At 56.9% G+C, this 16,838-nt stretch carries 15 protein-coding genes and 1 pseudogene; 8 read left to right on the forward strand and 8 right to left on the reverse strand.

Annotated features, from left to right (window positions below; all coding sequences use genetic code 11):
• Positions 1–361: 361 nt before the first annotated feature.
• The 4 genes from GHO32_RS17360 to GHO32_RS17375 all read left to right on the forward strand — a co-directional run bounded on the left by GHO32_RS17360 (position 362) and on the right by GHO32_RS17375 (position 5,171).
• A complete protein-coding gene (locus GHO32_RS17360; RefSeq protein ID WP_153337966.1) occupies positions 362–2,761 on the forward strand; it encodes a membrane-bound PQQ-dependent dehydrogenase, glucose/quinate/shikimate family in 2,400 nt (799 codons plus the stop codon).
• A 105-nt stretch (positions 2,762–2,866) separates the two neighbouring features.
• Positions 2,867–3,157, forward strand: a complete 291-nt coding sequence (locus GHO32_RS17365; RefSeq protein ID WP_153335457.1) for a hypothetical protein — start codon at positions 2,867–2,869, stop codon at positions 3,155–3,157.
• Positions 3,158–3,669: 512 nt separating this feature from the next.
• Positions 3,670–4,071: a GFA family protein gene (locus tag GHO32_RS17370; RefSeq protein WP_153335456.1), complete on the forward strand. Its 402-nt coding sequence runs from the start codon at positions 3,670–3,672 to the stop codon at positions 4,069–4,071.
• Between the two features lie 17 nt (positions 4,072–4,088).
• Complete coding sequence (locus GHO32_RS17375; protein ID WP_153335455.1) at positions 4,089–5,171, forward strand: FAD-binding oxidoreductase; 1,083 nt, start codon at positions 4,089–4,091, stop codon at positions 5,169–5,171.
• A gap of 106 nt (positions 5,172–5,277) precedes the next feature.
• Here GHO32_RS17375 and GHO32_RS17380 read toward each other — a convergent pair whose 3' ends face one another.
• Positions 5,278–5,643: a VOC family protein gene (locus GHO32_RS17380; protein WP_153335454.1), complete on the reverse strand. Its 366-nt coding sequence runs from the start codon at positions 5,641–5,643 to the stop codon at positions 5,278–5,280.
• 42 nt (positions 5,644–5,685) lie between these two features.
• Here GHO32_RS17380 and GHO32_RS17385 point away from each other — a divergent pair, with 42 nt between their 5' ends.
• The gene (locus GHO32_RS17385; protein ID WP_218576979.1) at positions 5,686–6,432 is read left to right on the forward strand and encodes a YafY family protein; all 747 of its coding nucleotides are present in this window, start codon (positions 5,686–5,688) and stop codon (positions 6,430–6,432) included.
• A gap of 45 nt (positions 6,433–6,477) precedes the next feature.
• Here GHO32_RS17385 and GHO32_RS17390 read toward each other — a convergent pair whose 3' ends face one another.
• Positions 6,478–7,689, reverse strand: coding sequence for a YeeE/YedE family protein (locus tag GHO32_RS17390; protein WP_153335453.1), 1,212 nt, complete (start codon positions 7,687–7,689; stop codon positions 6,478–6,480).
• A gap of 228 nt (positions 7,690–7,917) precedes the next feature.
• Here GHO32_RS17390 and GHO32_RS17395 point away from each other — a divergent pair.
• Positions 7,918–10,155: pseudogene (locus GHO32_RS17395) on the forward strand (TonB-dependent siderophore receptor).
• A gap of 105 nt (positions 10,156–10,260) precedes the next feature.
• On the opposite strand, the gene GHO32_RS17400 reads toward GHO32_RS17395, so the two are convergent.
• On the reverse strand, positions 10,261–11,106 hold the full coding sequence (locus GHO32_RS17400; RefSeq protein ID WP_368668337.1) for an SDR family NAD(P)-dependent oxidoreductase: 846 nt from the start codon (positions 11,104–11,106) through the stop codon (positions 10,261–10,263).
• A 120-nt stretch (positions 11,107–11,226) separates the two neighbouring features.
• Here GHO32_RS17400 and GHO32_RS17405 point away from each other — a divergent pair, with 120 nt between their 5' ends.
• Complete coding sequence (locus GHO32_RS17405) at positions 11,227–12,198, forward strand: LysR family transcriptional regulator (protein ID WP_153335452.1); 972 nt, start codon at positions 11,227–11,229, stop codon at positions 12,196–12,198.
• Here the strand turns inward: GHO32_RS17405 and GHO32_RS17410 are convergent.
• The 3 genes from GHO32_RS17410 to GHO32_RS17420 are packed head-to-tail and all read right to left on the reverse strand — an operon-like array spanning position 12,128 to position 14,471.
• Positions 12,128–13,342: a CynX/NimT family MFS transporter gene (locus GHO32_RS17410; protein ID WP_153335451.1), complete on the reverse strand. Its 1,215-nt coding sequence runs from the start codon at positions 13,340–13,342 to the stop codon at positions 12,128–12,130. The two genes, GHO32_RS17405 and GHO32_RS17410, sit on opposite strands and share 71 nt — an antisense overlap.
• Positions 13,329–13,790 (reverse strand): nucleoside deaminase, encoded by a 462-nt coding sequence (locus tag GHO32_RS17415; RefSeq protein WP_153335450.1) that lies wholly within the window; start codon positions 13,788–13,790, stop codon positions 13,329–13,331. Before GHO32_RS17415 ends, GHO32_RS17410 begins: the two co-directional genes overlap by 14 nt.
• A gap of 21 nt (positions 13,791–13,811) precedes the next feature.
• Positions 13,812–14,471, reverse strand: a complete 660-nt coding sequence (locus tag GHO32_RS17420; protein ID WP_153335449.1) for an ankyrin repeat domain-containing protein — start codon at positions 14,469–14,471, stop codon at positions 13,812–13,814.
• A 110-nt stretch (positions 14,472–14,581) separates the two neighbouring features.
• Between GHO32_RS17420 and GHO32_RS17425 the strand changes: the two genes are divergently transcribed.
• Complete coding sequence (locus tag GHO32_RS17425) at positions 14,582–15,439, forward strand: LysR family transcriptional regulator (protein WP_153335448.1); 858 nt, start codon at positions 14,582–14,584, stop codon at positions 15,437–15,439.
• A gap of 56 nt (positions 15,440–15,495) precedes the next feature.
• On the opposite strand, the gene GHO32_RS17430 is transcribed toward GHO32_RS17425, so the two are convergent.
• Positions 15,496–16,173, reverse strand: a complete 678-nt coding sequence (locus tag GHO32_RS17430) for a DUF421 domain-containing protein (RefSeq protein WP_153335447.1) — start codon at positions 16,171–16,173, stop codon at positions 15,496–15,498.
• Between the two features lie 76 nt (positions 16,174–16,249).
• Positions 16,250–16,597 (reverse strand): hypothetical protein, encoded by a 348-nt coding sequence (locus GHO32_RS17435; RefSeq protein ID WP_153335446.1) that lies wholly within the window; start codon positions 16,595–16,597, stop codon positions 16,250–16,252.
• Positions 16,598–16,838: the final 241 nt, after the last annotated feature.

Below are 16,838 nucleotides of genomic sequence, written 5' to 3' on the forward strand. Positions count from 1 at the left end.
GGCGCTTTCATATAACAGCGCTAATCACTTTTATTCAAATGCCACTGACTACTCACAGCCCCTCGAGTCCGCGCAGTTGTGGGCAGCGATCGTCCCTCGCCGCTGAAGATTATTACTGTTTTATCAACAATGTTTCTCCTGCCTTTGGATTTATCCAAAACAGCTCGTGTATACACTGACACGACAATGCCTGAAAAAACTCTCATGCACGCTCCAGAGCCCTCTGCTCACGCCTGGCCCTTTAAAAGGGGCAATAAATTTTCGGCCCTGCTGTTCGTATACAACAGGTCAGTGTTCTCTTACCCAATCGAGCATTCAATCAATGACGAATGACAAATCACCTCACACAGCAGGACGCTCAATGAGCAATATAGCGAGGGTATTGTTTTCCCTTCTTGTATTTGTCGTGGCGTTAGCGTTGATTTATGGCGGGGTCAAACTAGTTTCATTAGGTGGGTCAAGTTATTACTTGATTGCCGGGTTGGCTTATTTGCTGCTCGCGGCCCTCTTCGCACTGCGAAAACGCATCGGCGTCGGCCTCTCAATTGCGATATTTCTGGCTACTTGTGTCTGGGCCTTTTATGAAGTCGGACAGTTCAGCTACTGGGAACTGCTGCCACGTCTGGTCGTTCCAGCGATAATCCTGACCCTCAGTTTGTGGGTAGGAGCAGCCTTGCCGAACACCTCGCTGAGTACCCGACGCCTGGCTAACCGCTTTGGTTTTGCTGTATTCCTGGGACTGATCGCAACATTCATTGCCGCGTTTTATCCCCATGGCGTTATTTCCAACCCAGACGCGGCCACCGACAACCCAATGGCCGAAGAGCCCTCCAGTGGCCCTGACAATTGGGAGTTTTTCGGACGCAATGCTTCGGGAACACGTTTTGCCCCATACACCCAAATCACCCCGGACAACGTCAAGGACCTGCAGGGCGCCTGGACCTACAGAACTGGCCGTCGTACTACGGGCGCCGGTGCCGGGGTAGACGAAAATACCCCTTTGCAAATTGGTAACGTTTTGTACTCGTGCACCCCGGAGAACCTGATCACCGCCCTGAACGGTGATACCGGGACCCCGATCTGGAAGTTTGACCCGCATGCCAAGAGCGAAGAGCACGTAACGTGCCGGGGTGTGGGCTATTACGATATTGATAAAGACGACAGCCTGAGTACCGAGATCAAGGCGTCGTACAGCAATGACCAACAGTGCCGTCAGCGAATTCTGGTCTCGTCGGTGGATGCACGTTTGTTTGCGCTGGATGCTCATACCGGCACTCTCTGCCCAAGTTTTGGCGATAACGGTTATGTCGATCTCAAGAAAGGCATGGGCCCGACCGAACACAGCAAGCGATATCACCCGACTTCGCTGCCAGTGGTAATGGGACACCTGACCGTAGTCGGAGGCTGGGTACGCGACATTGTCGAGGGTGAACCTTCCGGTGCCGTTCGCGCATTCGACGTGCTGACAGGGGCTTTAGTGTGGGCTTGGGATGTCGGCGCACCCGACAGCAAAGATATCGCGGCGAACGATCATCAATTCACGCTGGAAACACCTAACGTCTGGACCGTTCCGACCTACGACAAAGAACTGAACTTGGTTTACTTGCCGACCGGCAACGGCCCACCCGACTACTGGGGTGGGGATCGCAATCAGGTTAAAGAAAAGTTTGGTTCAGCCGTTGTGGCAGTCGATGCATCCACGGGTAAAGCTAAATGGGTGTACCAGACCGTTCACCACGATGTCTGGGATTATGATTTGCCGTCTCAGCCTGTTCTCTATGACATCAAGAATGCTCAGGGTGAGAAGACACCCGTCTTGATACAGACCACCAAGACCGGAAATATCTTTGTACTCGATCGCCGTACTGGCAAACCGGTGACAGACGTTGTAGAGCGCGCAGTGCCTACCACTCCAGCGGCAGAAGGCGAGCATCTGTCGCCCACGCAACCGTTCTCGGTAGGGATGCCGACCATTGGTGCCCAACCGCTAACCGAGAAGTCCATGTGGGGCGTGTCTACCTTCGACCAGCTGTACTGCCGGATCATGTTCAAGGACTCCGTGTACCTGGGCCCCTTTACGCCTCCCAGTGAAAAACCTTATATCGAATGGCCTGGCCTGCTGGGTGGCATGAACTGGGGCGGTATTTCGATCGACGAAAACACCGGCATCATGTACGTCAATGACATGCGCATGCCGCTGCGCATGTCACTGGTCACCAAGGAGAACACCAAAAAATTCAACGTCTCGACCGATGAAGTGCCTGGTTTCATGGGGACCATTCGCCCGCAAGTTGCCGGTATTTATGGCGGTGTGAAAATCGATATTCTGCAATCGCCGCTGGGCGTACCGTGCAATACCCCACCGTTCGGCAGCATGAGCGCCATTAACCTCAACAACCAGAAATTACTCTGGCAGGTGCCTCTTGGCACTGTCCAGGACACCGGCCCGCTCGGGATCAAAACGCACCTGCAGGTTCCATTGGGCATGCCAACACTCGGTGGTCCAACCTCAACGGCATCAGGCCTGGTGTTTTTCGCCGGGACTCAGGACTACTACCTGCGGGCACTTGATTCGGCCACGGGCAAGGAAGTCTGGAAAGCCCGTCTACCGGTTGGCGCTGTCGCTGCGCCCCTGATCTACAAGTCGCCGACAAACGGGAAGCAATATGTGGTCATCTCAGCCGGTGGCATGAGCCACTCACCGGATGTCGGTGACTACATCATTGCTTATGCCTTGCCGGACAGCATTACCCAGAAATAGCATCTGGATTATTGCCACCTGAACATGGCCCGCCAGCTCTTGTCTGGCGGGCTTTTTTGTCACCAGCGGTATACCGTGTATATCCACTTTCTAAGGGCGTCATTGATGACAATCACTAAGAGCTGGCGGGCCGTGGCCGAGCGTGCATCGGACGACCTGTTCGCATGGTCGTCTTTTGTCGCGCAAACCGAATTCTTGTGGCAAAACACTGCGTTGGTTGAGGACGGCGATGCCTGGCAACGCGTCTGGTTTGAGCTGGAAATCTTGAACGGGCTTGCACTGGCAGAATGGGATGATCAGGGACGGCCTGATGATTGGTCAAACAGCTGGGCTGCCGGATATAGACAAGAGGCTGCTGCCCTGACAACTGAGTTGCTAAGCTTGCTCGCACCATAAACGCAACTCAGGCCGTTACGACTAAAAACGACACACCAAACAAGCTTGAGGCTAGTCTTGCTCATGCATAAACGGCTCAAGCCAGGCATCGACGCCGCGCTGTCACGCAGCAAACAGCCGACTGTAGTCGCTGACGAGGTACAAAGGCTGCGATCGGCTGCGTGCAGCCGTGAAACCATCCATTTTGGTATTATTGGGTACATATCCGTTGCTGCGGCAACGGCCATTTAGGGTTCCGGCCTTACGCCGTGCCACTGCGCAACACCTGCGTTCGGCCAGCGTGGTTTAACGGGGCCTCTCAGATCAAAAGCCAGATCAAGATCAACAGATCGCGAGCAAGCTCGCTCCTACAGGGCCTTAGGAATCAATCATTTATTTAGTGTTTGATAAGAGGCCAACCATTTTATGGCGCTGAAGTGGCTGAATTATGACGACGTGCGGTGCAGTAAACATTGAGATGCGCGCCCGCCCGCGTTTAGAGTGACGCTCTCCTCGTCTGGAAGTGTGCGCCAATGGATAACCTCTTGCTCGGCAGTTGCTTGTGCGGCGCGGTCCACTATCAAACGTCTACGCCGCCCAAGGTGGTTTCACACTGTCATTGCAGCCAATGCCGCAAAGGACACGGGGCCGCCTTTGCCAGCTTTTTTAATGTGCTGCGTAACGATCTTGAATTGACCCGCGGTGCTGAAAGCCTCAAGTCATTTGAGTCTTCAGAGTCGGTCTTGCGTCAGTTCTGCGGCGAGTGCGGTTCATCCTTATTTTGGTCAACGTCAAAAGGGCCCTACGCCGACTGGATCTCTATCGCCATGGGCACTCTCGACACACCCGTCACCGGCGCTAAACAAAAGCATATCTGTGTGGCGTCAAAGGCCACGTGGCATGACATTACCGATCATTGGCCGCAACACCCGTAACAGACAAGGAAGACCTTATGGCATTAACGCCTGACAAGCATATTGTGGTTATCGGTGCCGGGATCGTCGGCGCCTCGATGGCCTACCACCTGACTGACAAAGGGGCGAAGGTCACTGTTGTCGAGGCCGCAGAGATTGCGTCAGGGGTTACCGCAACCTCGTTCGCCTGGATCAACACCACGCATGGCGAACCGGACCCGATAGCGCAACTGCGCCGCGAAGCCATCAAGGAATACCACCGCCTTGAAGCGCAACTGCCAGCGCTGAACATACGCTGGACGGGCGCTTTGTCGTATGGCGAGGGGCTGAGTGAAGTGTCGCCTGGTCCCGCTCAGTTGCTGGATCGTTCACAAATTCTCGCCCTTGAATCGAACCTCAAGCACCCGCCACAACAAGCTATGTATGTGGCACAGGAAGGCGCGCTGGACGCTGTCGCAGCCACCCACGCAATGATCGCAGGCGCTCAGGCGAATGGGGCAAAAGTGCTCACGCAAACCCGTGTGCTGGGTTTTAAAACCCTGCACGGTACTGTGACAGCGATTGAAACATCAAACGGCACGTTAGTGGCTGATACCGTAGTATTGGCAGCCGGGACCGGCATTGCCGAGCTGACTCAGATGCTCAACCTTCCCCTCTCGGTGCAAGCCTCCCCTTGCGTTTTTATCCGCTACACGGCGCAGCCCGGTCTGGTGCAGACAATCATTTCCAACTCAGCGATGGAAGTCAGACAAGCTGCGGATGGAACATTGCTGGCGGCAGAAGATTATCTGGACGACAGCCCCGAGAACCAGCCGTCCGCTGTGGCGCAGCGGACGGCCAAGGCCATCGAAAGCGAGCTTGAAGGCGCGGCTTTATCAGAGCCAGAGTTGGCATGTGTGGGACTCAGGCCGATATCGATCGATCGTTTGCCCATCATCGGATATTTGCCCAACGTCAGCGGTGTGTATGTGTGCACTCTGCACCCCGGCGTCGCACTGGCGGCCATAGTCGGCCGTCTGGTGAGTGAAGAAATTCTCGATGCCAAGCTGAGCGATGCGCTCGCACCCTGTCGGCCCGACCGGTTCTGTCTGGACACGCTTCCCCCGCAGGAGGGGCCGTGATCTTCGACGCCGCGCTGTCGCGCAGCAAACAAGCCATCGAGTATCTTGCGCCCCCAATGGGTTACCTTTCCTTCGGGAGTGGACTAGGGTGAGGGGCTTCTGCCGTTCAATCTGGCATGCACACACGCAAGCGATGCCCGTCCGGGTCCAGCGCTACGAAAGTCAGGCCGAACACTGCACGCGCCAGCGGTTGTTCAATGGTGATACCAAGTGCCTGCCAGCGTTGATAGGTGGCGTCAACCAGGGTCTCGGTTTCAACCAGATAACCGACTTCCATACGCTGTCCTGTACCAGCGCTATGGAAGTTCGGCGCCTGCTCTGACCACAACCCGAGATGTAACTGGTTAGCCAGCTCAAAGGAAACAAATGAAGGGAAATCACTCGTAGGGGCTTTTTCCAGGAGCTGCTCGTAAAAAGCACGGCTACGCGCCGTATCGGCCACATAGAGGATCAGAAGGTTGGGATGATTCATCGCATTGCCCTTGTGAGGTAAGAGCGCGCAGGTTATTCGACGATGCTGACAAATCATGTCAGCATGCCCGGCATGGCACGTTCAGAACGCTTGTTACTTCTACTGCAAATACTCCGTCGACATCGCTACCCTGTCAGCGGTCATGTGCTCGCTCACGAAACCGGTGTCAGCCTGCGCACGATTTACCGCGATATCACTGCGCTGCAGAGTCAAGGGGCCGATATCCGCGGCGAGCCCGGCATCGGCTATGTACTCAAGCCCGGCTTCACCCTACCCCCGCTAATGTTTACCGAAACGGAACTGGAGGCTCTGCTGTTAGGCTTGCGGTGGGTCAGCCGCAGAGCCGACTCCGGGTTGTCGCACGCGGCGGCTGAAGTTGAAAGCAAGATCCGCGCAGTGCTTGAACATAGGAGGGTCGAACAGTTCGACAGTACGGCCTTGTTTGCTGGCCCCGGCCTGTCAGATGACGATGACGGGAACACTGCCCGAACGCTGCGCGATGCCATCCGCCATGAGCAAAAAGTAATAATTGACTACAAAGATGTGAGTCAAACTCTGACTCAACGCCTGATACGACCCGTCTCCATCGGCTACTTTGACGGTTTTCGGATCCTCGCGGCGTGGTGTGAACTGCGCAGCGATTTTCGGCACTTCAGGCTGGCAAGAATCAGCCACTGCACCACTAGCACAGAGTTTTTCACCGGCCAGGGTGGGTGGTTGTTAAGCCAATGGAAAATCCGCAACCGTGAGCGCGGTATTAATGAGCAGCCTTCGCCGCACAGTCCATGAAACCCACACACTGTGCGACAAAGGCCACTGCTGGCAATTAACGCCTCAGCAACCGCTCAACGCCACCTGCGGACGCTCGCCGACGAAGAAAAACGGCCGTAGCCGCACGCCGACACTGTTGCCCAGAAATGCCGCCACCAGCCACACCCAACCATGCAGACTGCCTGAGGCGATGCCGCTGAAGTACGCACCGATGTTGCAGCCATACGCCAGACGCGAGCCGTAGCCGAGCAGTAAACCACCGATCACCGCCGCGAAAAGCGAACGGGCAGGAATTTTCAGGTTCGGAGCAAAGCGACCGGCCAGCCCCGCTGCCAGCAGCGCGCCGAGGATGATGCCGATATCCATGACACTGGTTATGTCGTCCCACACCGGTGCCGCCAGCGCCTTGGCATTGCTCGGCACTTGCCAGAAGCCCCAACTGCTGACATCCACGCCCAGCCCGCTCACCGCCTTGGCGCCCCACAGAGCGAATGCCGAGGTGATACCCCACGGGCGCCCGGCCAAAGCCAACGTGGCGTAGTTGAGCAAGGCCAGGCCAATCGCGCCCCAGACCAATGGCCAGGGCCCGCGCAGAAAGCGGCGCAGCCCTTGGTGTTCGCTGGCCACGCCCTCTTCAAGCTGGCCATGGCGGGCTTTTTCAAGACGCACTGTAACCGCCGCAATCACCCCGAAAATGGCCAGGCTCAGCAGCAGCGCAGGCACCACACCCAAACTCTTGACGATGGAGGTGGCCGGCAGCGACGGCAGGGCAAACCACCAGTCGGCGTGATGGGTGGCGATGACCGAGCCACAGATGAAGAAGAACAGCGTCACCAGCATCCGCGCATTACCACCGCCGACCGTAAACAAGGTGCCGGAGGCGCAGCCGCCCCCCAACTGCATGCCGATGCCGAAAATAAATGCACCGAACACCACAGAAATACCCACTGGCGCGACCAGCCCGACCACGGGCTGACCGAACAGCGTGCCGGAGCCCAGTGCCGGGAAAAACAGCAGTACCGCCACCGACAACATGATCATTTGCGCGCGCAAGCCGGCACCGCGCCGGTCATTGATAAACACCCGCCAGGCTGAGGTAAAACCAAAGGCCGCGTGGTACAGCGTTAAACCCAACGCAGCGCCCACCACCAGCAACAACACTTGGCGCGAACCCACCGTGTTTTGCAAAAACGCTGCGCCCAGCAACAGCAAGATAAAAGCCACCAGCGGCGCAAACGACTTGCGCTCCGGTGCAATAGACAGAGAACGGCTCATTAAGAATCTCGGTTTGTTTGATTTGAAAGTGTGCGAAGGCGGCCAGTATAAACACTTGAAAGTGTAGGCACTGTGGTTGATTGACGGGTTGCACACGCCCTTCTTCCTACACGGTGCTTGTGCGAAAAGTCTCTATTTGCCCAACACACTGAAAATGCCCTAACTATCGCCTTTGTCATTCGTTTGAAGCACTGACAACTTCAAAAATCTGACAAGGAATCAGTTGCAATGCGTGCTCCCCTCACCCGTTCCGTCACGTTAGCCCTCGGCCTTATCAGCAGTTCGCACTTGCTGGCCGACACTGAGGCCCTGGATGAAGCCGAGACAAAACCTGCCGGCATGGAACTCGCAAGCACCCGCATCAGCGCCCAGGGACTGGGCTCCACGACTGAAGACACAGGTTCCTATACCACCGGCTCGACCAACACCGCGACCAAACTCAACTTGAGCATTCGCGAAACACCGCAGTCGATCTCGGTGGTCACCCGCCAGGAAATGAATGACTTCAACCTCAATACCCTCACTGAGGCCATGCGCCATACCACTGGCGTGGTGGTGCAACACAACGACTCGGACCGGGTCAGCTATTCGTCACGGGGCTATACCATCAATAACTTCCAGATTGACGGGATGCTCAACACCTTCAGTTATATGAAGACTGACGCCGATACCATTATCTACGACCGCATTGAAGTGGTCCGCGGCGCCACCGGCCTGACCACCGGCGCAGGCGACCCGTCGGGCACCATCAACATGATCCGCAAACGCCCGACCCACGAACTGGCGGCCACGGCCGGAGTCAGCGGCGGCAGCTATGACGACTACTACAGTTACGTCGATGTGGGAGGAACACTGGGGTTCGACGGGCGTTTGCGCGGTCGTACCGTACTGGCCTACCGAGACAGCAAGTCGTTTCGCGATAATTACGCGCTAAAGCGCGAAGTGGCTTACGGCATTCTGGAGGCCGACCTCACCGACGACACCACCGTGGCCGTCGGTTACGACTATCAGGACAAGCAGGTTCGCGGCTCCTCCTGGGGCACAACGCCCTATTGGACCGGTACTGGCGAAAAGGCCAACCTGGGGCGTTCGACCAATTATGCGACGCCCTGGAGCTCCTGGCCGAAGAAGGACAAAACCGCCTTCGCCACCCTCGACCAGCAGTTGTTCGATAACTGGCGCCTGAAAGCCGCTTATACCCACCGTTCCAGCGATTCCTAAGGCAAGGTGTATTACGCCGGTGGCGGCTTCCCAAACGCAGATGGCACCGGCATGTCGGCCTATAGCAGCCACTTTGCCGGTGACGAAACCATGACGGCGATCGACGTTAACCTCTCGGGCACTTACGCCCTGCTGGGGCGGGATCATGAATTGATGGTCGGTTACGGCGAAGCCAAGTACGACAACACCTCGCCGCTCTTCATTGATTTAAACCCTGAGGACTACGGCAGGGTGCCTGACTGGGGTGATATGGGCGCTATCCCGAAATACCGCGACCTTGACAGCGGTATCGACAGCAACCACAGCACCGTCAAACAGAAGTCCGGCTACCTGGCCACGCGCTTTAACCTCACCGATCATTGGCACGCCGTGCTCGGCACACGTTACGGCAGCTGGAAAAGCTCAAACGTTGACCGCGAATTCGACGATAAGGCACTTGGCGGTGTCAGCTACGATAAAGTCGTGCAGACCCACAACGACATGATCACCCCCTATGCCGGCTTGCTGTATGACTTCACTGAAGAGTTGACGGCCTATGTTAGCTACACCGACATTTTCCAGCCTTCGACCAATAAAGATGTCAGAGGCTCGTACCTTAAGCCAGTGGTCGGCAGCGTTTATGAGGTGGGGCTCAAAGGCAGTTTCCTGGAGGAACGCTTGAACCTGTCGAGTGCGGTGTTCTGGAGCAAGCAGGATAACGTGCCGGAAATCGACAGCTCCGTACCGCGCGGCCCGAACGGTGAAGACTATTACACTTCCGGGGGCAAGGGTAACAAAGTCAAAGGCTTTGAAGTTGAGCTGGCCGGTGAAGTGATGCGCGGCTGGAACATGATAGCGGGCTACACCTATACCCACTCCCTTAACGCCGACGGCAAGCGCATCAATACGGCCTCACCGTTGAACCTGGTCAAGGTATCAACTACCTACAAACTCCCGGGTGAATGGAGCGCCATGACCGTGGGGGCTGCCGTTAACTGGCAGAGCGACATCTACCGTGCCGCCCGCCGCCCCAACGGGACGACAGATGCAAAAGGCAATCCGAACACCTTCAAGGAAAACATTACCCAGAAGTCCTACACCCTCCTCGACCTGATGGCACGCTACGAGTTTGATACCCACGTCTCGGCAACGTTGAACGTCAAAAACGTGCTGGACCAGAAGTACTACGACAACGTTGGCTTCTTTAACGGCGTGTTCTGGGGCGAGCCAAGAACCGTCAGTCTGGGCCTGGAGTGGAAGCTGTAACGGCAATCATCCAGCCTGTAGGAGCGAGCTTGCCTCGCGATCTTTTGATCTGTTGAACAAAACATAAGATCAAAAGATCGCGAGACAAGCTCGCTCCTACACTAATCAACATTCTTTGATCTGATCCCACAACTGCGCCACCTGCCCGGGACTGCTGGCCTTGATCCGTGCCAGGTCGACGGGATAGTCGACGCCAGGGTTTTCAACGAAACGGGTGGCGGTGAATTGACCATTGCTGGCCCTTAAGATGTAACCCGTATCGTGGCACTGCTCCGAAGCCAGAAACACCACGCCGGGTGTGACCCATTCCGGCTTGAGGTTGACCGGTGCTTCGGTCACGCCCCACATTCTGGTCTTTGCCACCGGCGAAACGGCGTTAACCAAAATCCTGTCGGCCATGCCCTCCATGCTCAATGCATTCATGATGCCCAGTTGCGCCATTTTGCCTGCCGCGTAAGCCACCAGCCCCGGCTGTGCATAGGGCTGATACATGGCCCGGTCCGACGTGGTCAAGACCACCCGCGCGGCTGGCGATTGCCGCAGGTAATGCCAGGCATGCTTGCACAACCAGACAGGGGCGTAGACGTTGACATCCAGTGCCCGCTCGATAAAAGCCGGCTCGACCTCTTCTATCCGCTGATAACCGACCCAACCCGCATTGTGAATCACGATATCCAGCTGCCCAAACGCGTCGACAGCCGCCGCGACCAATTGCCCGCACCCACGCTCGCTGGCAAGGTCGGCGTGGTGACCCAGCACGCTGTAGCCTTCGGACGCAAGCGCACGTGCCGCCTCGTGGGCAATCGAGGCATCGGCACCTACGCCCAGCGTATCCGCGCCAATATCGCTGATCACCACATTGGCGCCCAACCTTGCCAGCTCGCGGGCGTAGCTCAGACCCAGGCCTTGGCCTGCGCCCGTTACAATTGCGGTTTTGCCTGCAAAGTCCACAGTTGACTCCTCTTGATGACTGCCCTCACCTTAACCCTGTGTTTCAGGCTTGTTTAATACTGTTCAAGCGCGAAGTTGATACGCTGCGCTTATCACAGTTCAAAGGAGGGAACGGACACCATGATCGAGACCCGACTGCTCAAGCAGTTCATTGCCGTTGCCGAAGAACTGCACTTCCATAAAGCAGCCAAGCGCCTGCACATGGCCCAGCCTGCACTCAGTCAGGCGATTAACCGACTGGAAGACAAACTGGGAATCAGCCTGCTGACGCGCAGCAAACGCGAAGTGCGACTGACGCCTGCGGGCAGCGCGTTTTTGGACACAGCCTACAGCACCCTCAACACACTGGAGTCCGGTGTGGAACATGCGCGCCAAGTGGCGCAAGGCATCGCTGGCAAACTCACAGTCACCAGCGTCTCCATCGCCCACTACACACCGCTGCTCAACGCACTGCGAGCGTTCCGCGACACCTTCCCCCAGGTTCAATTAACCCTCATAGAGATGCCTTCAGCCAGCCAGGCCCAAGCGATCTCGCACGCAGAAGCGGACATCGCCTTTATGCGCAAACTGCCCTTCGACACACCCAACCTGCAATCGCGCCTGCTGTTTGAAGAAGCAATTGTTATGGCCTTGCCCGCCGATCACAGCAAAGCCTATGCCGCCGACATCGACCTGCGTGACTTCGCAGATGAAGGGTTTGTCTTCACCCCCGAAGTGCTGGGCAGCGGTTATCACCGACAACTGATTGCCCTATGCGAAGCCGCGGGTTTTTACCCGAAGGTGGTACAGGAAGCGGCACAACTCCACACCGTGATCGGCCTGGTTGCCTGTGGCTTTGGTGTGGCGTTGGTGCCGGCCTCCATTGCTCGGTCGTTTACACAAGACAGCGTGGTGTTTCGGCGCATTTTGCCGGTGGCGGAAACTGGCAACCCTGCAATTGGCCTCTATGTGGGCTGGCATGCCCACAACGTTTCACCGCTGGTTGAGCGCTTTATGTCGATACTGGATTTGAATGTAGCGCTCAAGGATGTGTCGACATCGCCGGGGAGCCATGCGGTTCAGCAAACGAGTCCCGATAACTCGCCGGGCTGAAAATGCGGGTTAACAGCAGCATCGCCACAACCCCGACAATCAACACCCACCAGGCGCTGACAAAGCTGCCCGTGAGTTCACGCAACCAGCCGGTCAACCAGGGCGAGACGGCGTTGATTAAAAACCCCACCCCTTGCACAAACGCCGCCAATTGACCGGCTGCGCGAGGTTCCCGGCAATGGTCGAGGGTCAGGATCAAGCTGAGGGCAAAACAAGCGCCCAGACCAAAACCGATCAATGCCACCCAAATGTGCGGCGACTCAAGTGGCCACATCACCAGACCGAAAAATCCAAATGCCTGAGCAGCAAGGCTGAGGGCCAAAAACGGGCGCCTGTCGCGACTGCGCTGCGCCAAAGCAGGCATCACCAACGCGGCCAGCACCTGAAACACGGTCATGAATGCCAGCAGCGAACCGCTTTGGGTCGCGCTCCAGTCCATTTGCAGGTAATACGCCGGCAGCCAGGCAACCATGCTCATGTAACCGCAATTAACCAGCCCGAAGTACAGCGCCAACAGCCAGGCCCTGCGGCTGCGCCACGGCTGAGCAGACGCGCCGTGAGTGCGCGCAGTCAACCCGGCAAAGGGCAACAGCCACCACATCAATAGCGCCGCCAACGCGGGCAACAACCACACGCCGAGCCCGGCCTGCCACTGGCTGAAATGTCCGGCCACCACCGGGCTGAGCAGTGCCGCCAAGCCGCCACCACCCATCAACGAGGCCGAATACACCCCCAAAGCCAGCGCCACCTGCCCCTGGAATTGGCGCTTGATCAGCGCCGGCACCAGCGCCTGAATCAGCGCTACACCGGCGCCTCCCAGCAAGGCCGTGATGAGCAACACTTCAGCCTGATGCCCCAGCAGGCGCCACAAGCACGCGCCCAGAATCATCAGCAGGCCCAACGCCACGCCCCGACGCTCGCCCAAACGGGCTTCTATGCGCACCCCGAGCAAGGCCACCAGGCCCATGCAAATCACCGGCAGGCTGGTCAGCCAGGCGCTGCTTTGAAAGCTCATGCCGGTGTCGCCACGAATCTGCATCAACAATGGGCTGATGGAACTCAAAATCGGTCGCAAGTTAAGCCCCAATGCGATGATCAGGGCCCAACTTGCCAGACTGCGCAGTCGGGTTTTAGTGAGCGGCATGGCGCGCCTGCCAGTCTTGATAGACCGCGACCATTGCGGACTGCGGCAAATGTTGCACACCCAGTTGCTGCTCGCTCATTGGCAACGCCAGTTGCTGGTAGATCGCCGCCGTAGACAAACCAAACGCTTCACCCAGTTCGTTTGCTGCGCCATACACGGCACGGCTGACGCCGCACAGGTACATGGCTGCCAGGCACATCGGGCACGGCTGACCACTGGCGTAAATCACGCACCCGTCCAGACGCGAGCCCAAATGCTGGCTGGCACGGCGGATGGTCAGCAGTTCCGCATGGGCGGTCGGGTCTTGGTTGAGATGAATTTCGTTAACCGCCTCGACAATCACTTGGCCGTCCTTGACCAGTACTGCGCCAAAAGGCCGGCCACCCTCGGCAACGTTGATGCGCGCCAGTTCCACCGCGCGTTGCAGATAATCTTGATCGTTATTCATGGGCACTCCCGTGCAGGTCATTCACTGGGCGCCAGCGGCACGCAGCAACGTGGCCGTTGCGCTCTGACCGCGCTGCTCTGCCTGATACAACGGGCTGTGGCCTTCGTTGTCCGGCAGGTTCAGGTCTGCGCCCGCCTGGATCAGTTGGGCAACAATCTGCTGATGCGCCGGGCCACCATCGGACAGCACAATGGCCTCCATCAAACAGGTCCAGCCCAGTCGATTGACATGGTTGACGTCGACCCCCGCGGCAATCAACAAGCGCACGGTTTCAACATGGCCGCGCTCACACGCGGGAATCAACGCGGTGCCGCCATAACGGTTGGTGCTTTTCAGGTCCGCGCCATGGGCCAGCGTCAACTTGAGGATGTCGTTGTAACCACTGGCACCCGCCAGCAAATAGGCGCTGTCGTGCATCAGGTTTTTCTGATTGACGTCGGCACCCGCCGCTATTAATGCACGAGCGATCTCAACGTTGTTTTGCTGAGTCGCCAGCAACAGTGCGCTACTGCCGTCCGGTGTCTGTGCCTTCAGATCCGCACCGCCGGTGATTAATTGCTGCACGTGGGCCAACTCGCCACCGCGCACCGCATCCAACAGACTTTTGTCGTTAGCCATTACTCCTCCCATCATTAATAGCCCGACCGCTAGAAAGCCGGATTTAAACGTCAGGCGACTCATGGTCACTTTCTCTCTGCAGATTCAATGAAGAACGAGTATGGTCAGCCAGGCAGGTATTCTGAAATTAAATATAACCATGCCTTTCAGTGGCAATTCGAATGGTGACGTGTATGTTCGATCCCGTGTTGTTGCGCAGTTTTGTTGCCGTGGTGGAGTGCGCCAATTTCACTCGGGCAGCGCAGCGGCTGCATTTGACTCAGTCCACGGTCAGCCAGCAGATTCGTCGCCTTGAAGACAACCTTGGCTGCACGCTGCTTGATCGCGATCAACGCCACGTTATTGCCACGACTGAGGGCGAGCGCTTGCTGGCGTATGCACGGCGCATCCTGACGCTCCATGAAGAAGCCCGAGAGGCCATGTTTAACCAACAAAGCGAAGGCGTATTGCGTTTGGGGGTGCCGGAGGATTTCGCCGCAGACCGCCTGATGCCGTTGCTGTCGAGCTTCGGTTTGGAGCATCCGGGTGTGCGTCTGGAGGTCACCAGCGGCTTGGGCCCTGACTTGCAGCGGCTGTTTCGCCGGGGTGAGTTTGAGGTATTGCTGGTCAAGCACATGGGCCAGAACGATGACTGCCTGGCGAGTTGGCCAGAACCTTTGTGCTGGGTCGACAGCCGCTCCCAGCCTGCGCTGGGGCGCGATCCGTTGCCGCTGGTGACGTTCCCCGCTGGCGGCTTGTACCGCAATGAAATGCTGAACCACCTGGAAACGGGCGGCTGGCACTGGCGAATCAGTTATTCAAGCGCCAGCCTGGCCAGTGTTTGCTCGGCAGTGGCCGCTGGCTTGGGCGTCAGCTTGCTCCCGCGCAGGGTCATCACCGCAGGCCATCAAGTGCTCGACGCCAGCAGCGGCCTGCCGGATATCCAGGGCGTGTATTTGGCGCTCTATGCCCAAGGCGGGCTGAGCTACGCAGGCAAAGTGTTGCAGGAGCAGTTGCTTAATCTGTGCGCAGGTTTGGGGCAGACAGGGTGACAGCACGCTCGGGCTGTAAAGCAATCCTTCGGCTCGCCTCGCAGCCTCGTGCCTCGTCAGCGACTACAGGCGGGCTGGGGGACGGGGCTTATCACGCTGCCATCGCGAGCGGTGACGCACAGTTCCCCGCGCCAAAACTCAGCGAGAAATACGTCTTCGGTTTCAAGCCCCAGTGCTTTGATTTTGCTGTCCAGCCATTGCGGATCATGGCCGATGGAGGTCAACTGATCGAGTCGCGCCTCGCCGTTAAACATGACGATCACCGACGGCATGTCGCGCTCATCACAAATGACCGTCAACTCGCCACCCGGCTCAATCTGCGCGTAGTAGACCTGCTGGAAAGCACACGCCCCCTGGGCATGTAACTGCGAGGCCACGCGCAAGATGTCTATCTTGTGTTTATTATCGACCAGATTCTCAATAATGAACTTTCCATTCTTGATGATCGGTATAGGGCTACCAATCGCAAAACCACGCAGCACCTGAATATGTTTAGTGGCGGCATTAAGTATGTAGATCAACAACACACCTAATAACAGCACCAGCAAATACTGTTTAAAAGGAATGGTGTCGCTATAAATAACACCCCCGATAATACCGCCCAGAATAAAGTTGCCAATCAGATCTATCGCGGTCATTTGCGACAGTTGGGTCCGGCCTGACATATAAATGTGAGTTGCAATAATCGCAAACCCCGCCACGAATTTCGCCAGTACCCATGCGTAATACTCCATACCACTCCCTTATTAATCCCGTTGCGTAATGTCCAATGCGCACCAGCGTAGCAGGTTTGAAATCCAGGAGACAAAATCAATAGCCTTGCGCCTGCCGGGCATCCTTACAGGCCGTGAGCTGGTAATTGATCAGGCTGTACAACGTATGGGTATCCGAGGACTGCACCGTTTGTGTCTCGGCATAATCCACTTGTATGGCATCCAGCTTGGCTTTGTTTTCAGACATCTGCACGATACAGCGATTGACATTATCAGAGCGTAGAGGCTGCGAACTTGAAATATCAGCGTATTCCAGAGTGCGCGTGGCAATCACTTGTTTAATCGCCTCAACTTTTTCCCGTGCAACTTTATCTTTATCAGCCTCACACCCGGCCAATACTAAAACTGACAAAACACCCACTGCACAATGCTTGATCACCGTCATACCCTGAATTCCTTAAGGGAACTGATCTTCATTTTTGTACCGTTTGAACCGCCACGCCGGGTGTAAATACCCTCAAAACTTGCGCTTACTTGCTCAATTTAGAGCACCTAGATGACACTATTGCCTTCATTCGACCTTAACCACGCTCATTCAGAACCTTGGTATGCAGGTATTTGTCGCAAGACCCGGCATATAGCGCCGGGCCATGCAAACAAAAAGCAAAGGCTGTGCCACTCAACCG

The organism is Pseudomonas sp. FSL R10-2189, assembly GCF_009600325.1.
GTDB lineage: Bacteria > Pseudomonadota > Gammaproteobacteria > Pseudomonadales > Pseudomonadaceae > Aquipseudomonas > Aquipseudomonas helleri.

Bases quoted from the DNA above. Each gene is read 5' to 3' on its own strand.
- GHO32_RS17360 (WP_153337966.1), top strand. From the start codon at position 362: ATGAGCAATATAGCGAGGGTATTGTTTTCCCTTCTTGTATTTGTCGTG.
- GHO32_RS17365 (WP_153335457.1), top strand. From the start codon at position 2,867: ATGACAATCACTAAGAGCTGGCGGGCCGTGGCCGAGCGTGCATCGGAC.
- GHO32_RS17370 (WP_153335456.1), top strand. From the start codon at position 3,670: ATGGATAACCTCTTGCTCGGCAGTTGCTTGTGCGGCGCGGTCCACTAT.
- GHO32_RS17375 (WP_153335455.1), top strand. From the start codon at position 4,089: ATGGCATTAACGCCTGACAAGCATATTGTGGTTATCGGTGCCGGGATC.
- GHO32_RS17380 (WP_153335454.1), bottom strand. From the start codon at position 5,643: ATGAATCATCCCAACCTTCTGATCCTCTATGTGGCCGATACGGCGCGT.
- GHO32_RS17385 (WP_218576979.1), top strand. From the start codon at position 5,686: ATGCTGACAAATCATGTCAGCATGCCCGGCATGGCACGTTCAGAACGC.
- GHO32_RS17390 (WP_153335453.1), bottom strand. From the start codon at position 7,689: ATGAGCCGTTCTCTGTCTATTGCACCGGAGCGCAAGTCGTTTGCGCCG.
- GHO32_RS17405 (WP_153335452.1), top strand. From the start codon at position 11,227: ATGATCGAGACCCGACTGCTCAAGCAGTTCATTGCCGTTGCCGAAGAA.
- GHO32_RS17410 (WP_153335451.1), bottom strand. From the start codon at position 13,342: ATGCCGCTCACTAAAACCCGACTGCGCAGTCTGGCAAGTTGGGCCCTG.
- GHO32_RS17415 (WP_153335450.1), bottom strand. From the start codon at position 13,790: ATGAATAACGATCAAGATTATCTGCAACGCGCGGTGGAACTGGCGCGC.
- GHO32_RS17420 (WP_153335449.1), bottom strand. From the start codon at position 14,471: ATGAGTCGCCTGACGTTTAAATCCGGCTTTCTAGCGGTCGGGCTATTA.
- GHO32_RS17425 (WP_153335448.1), top strand. From the start codon at position 14,582: ATGTTCGATCCCGTGTTGTTGCGCAGTTTTGTTGCCGTGGTGGAGTGC.
- GHO32_RS17430 (WP_153335447.1), bottom strand. From the start codon at position 16,173: ATGGAGTATTACGCATGGGTACTGGCGAAATTCGTGGCGGGGTTTGCG.
- GHO32_RS17435 (WP_153335446.1), bottom strand. From the start codon at position 16,597: ATGACGGTGATCAAGCATTGTGCAGTGGGTGTTTTGTCAGTTTTAGTA.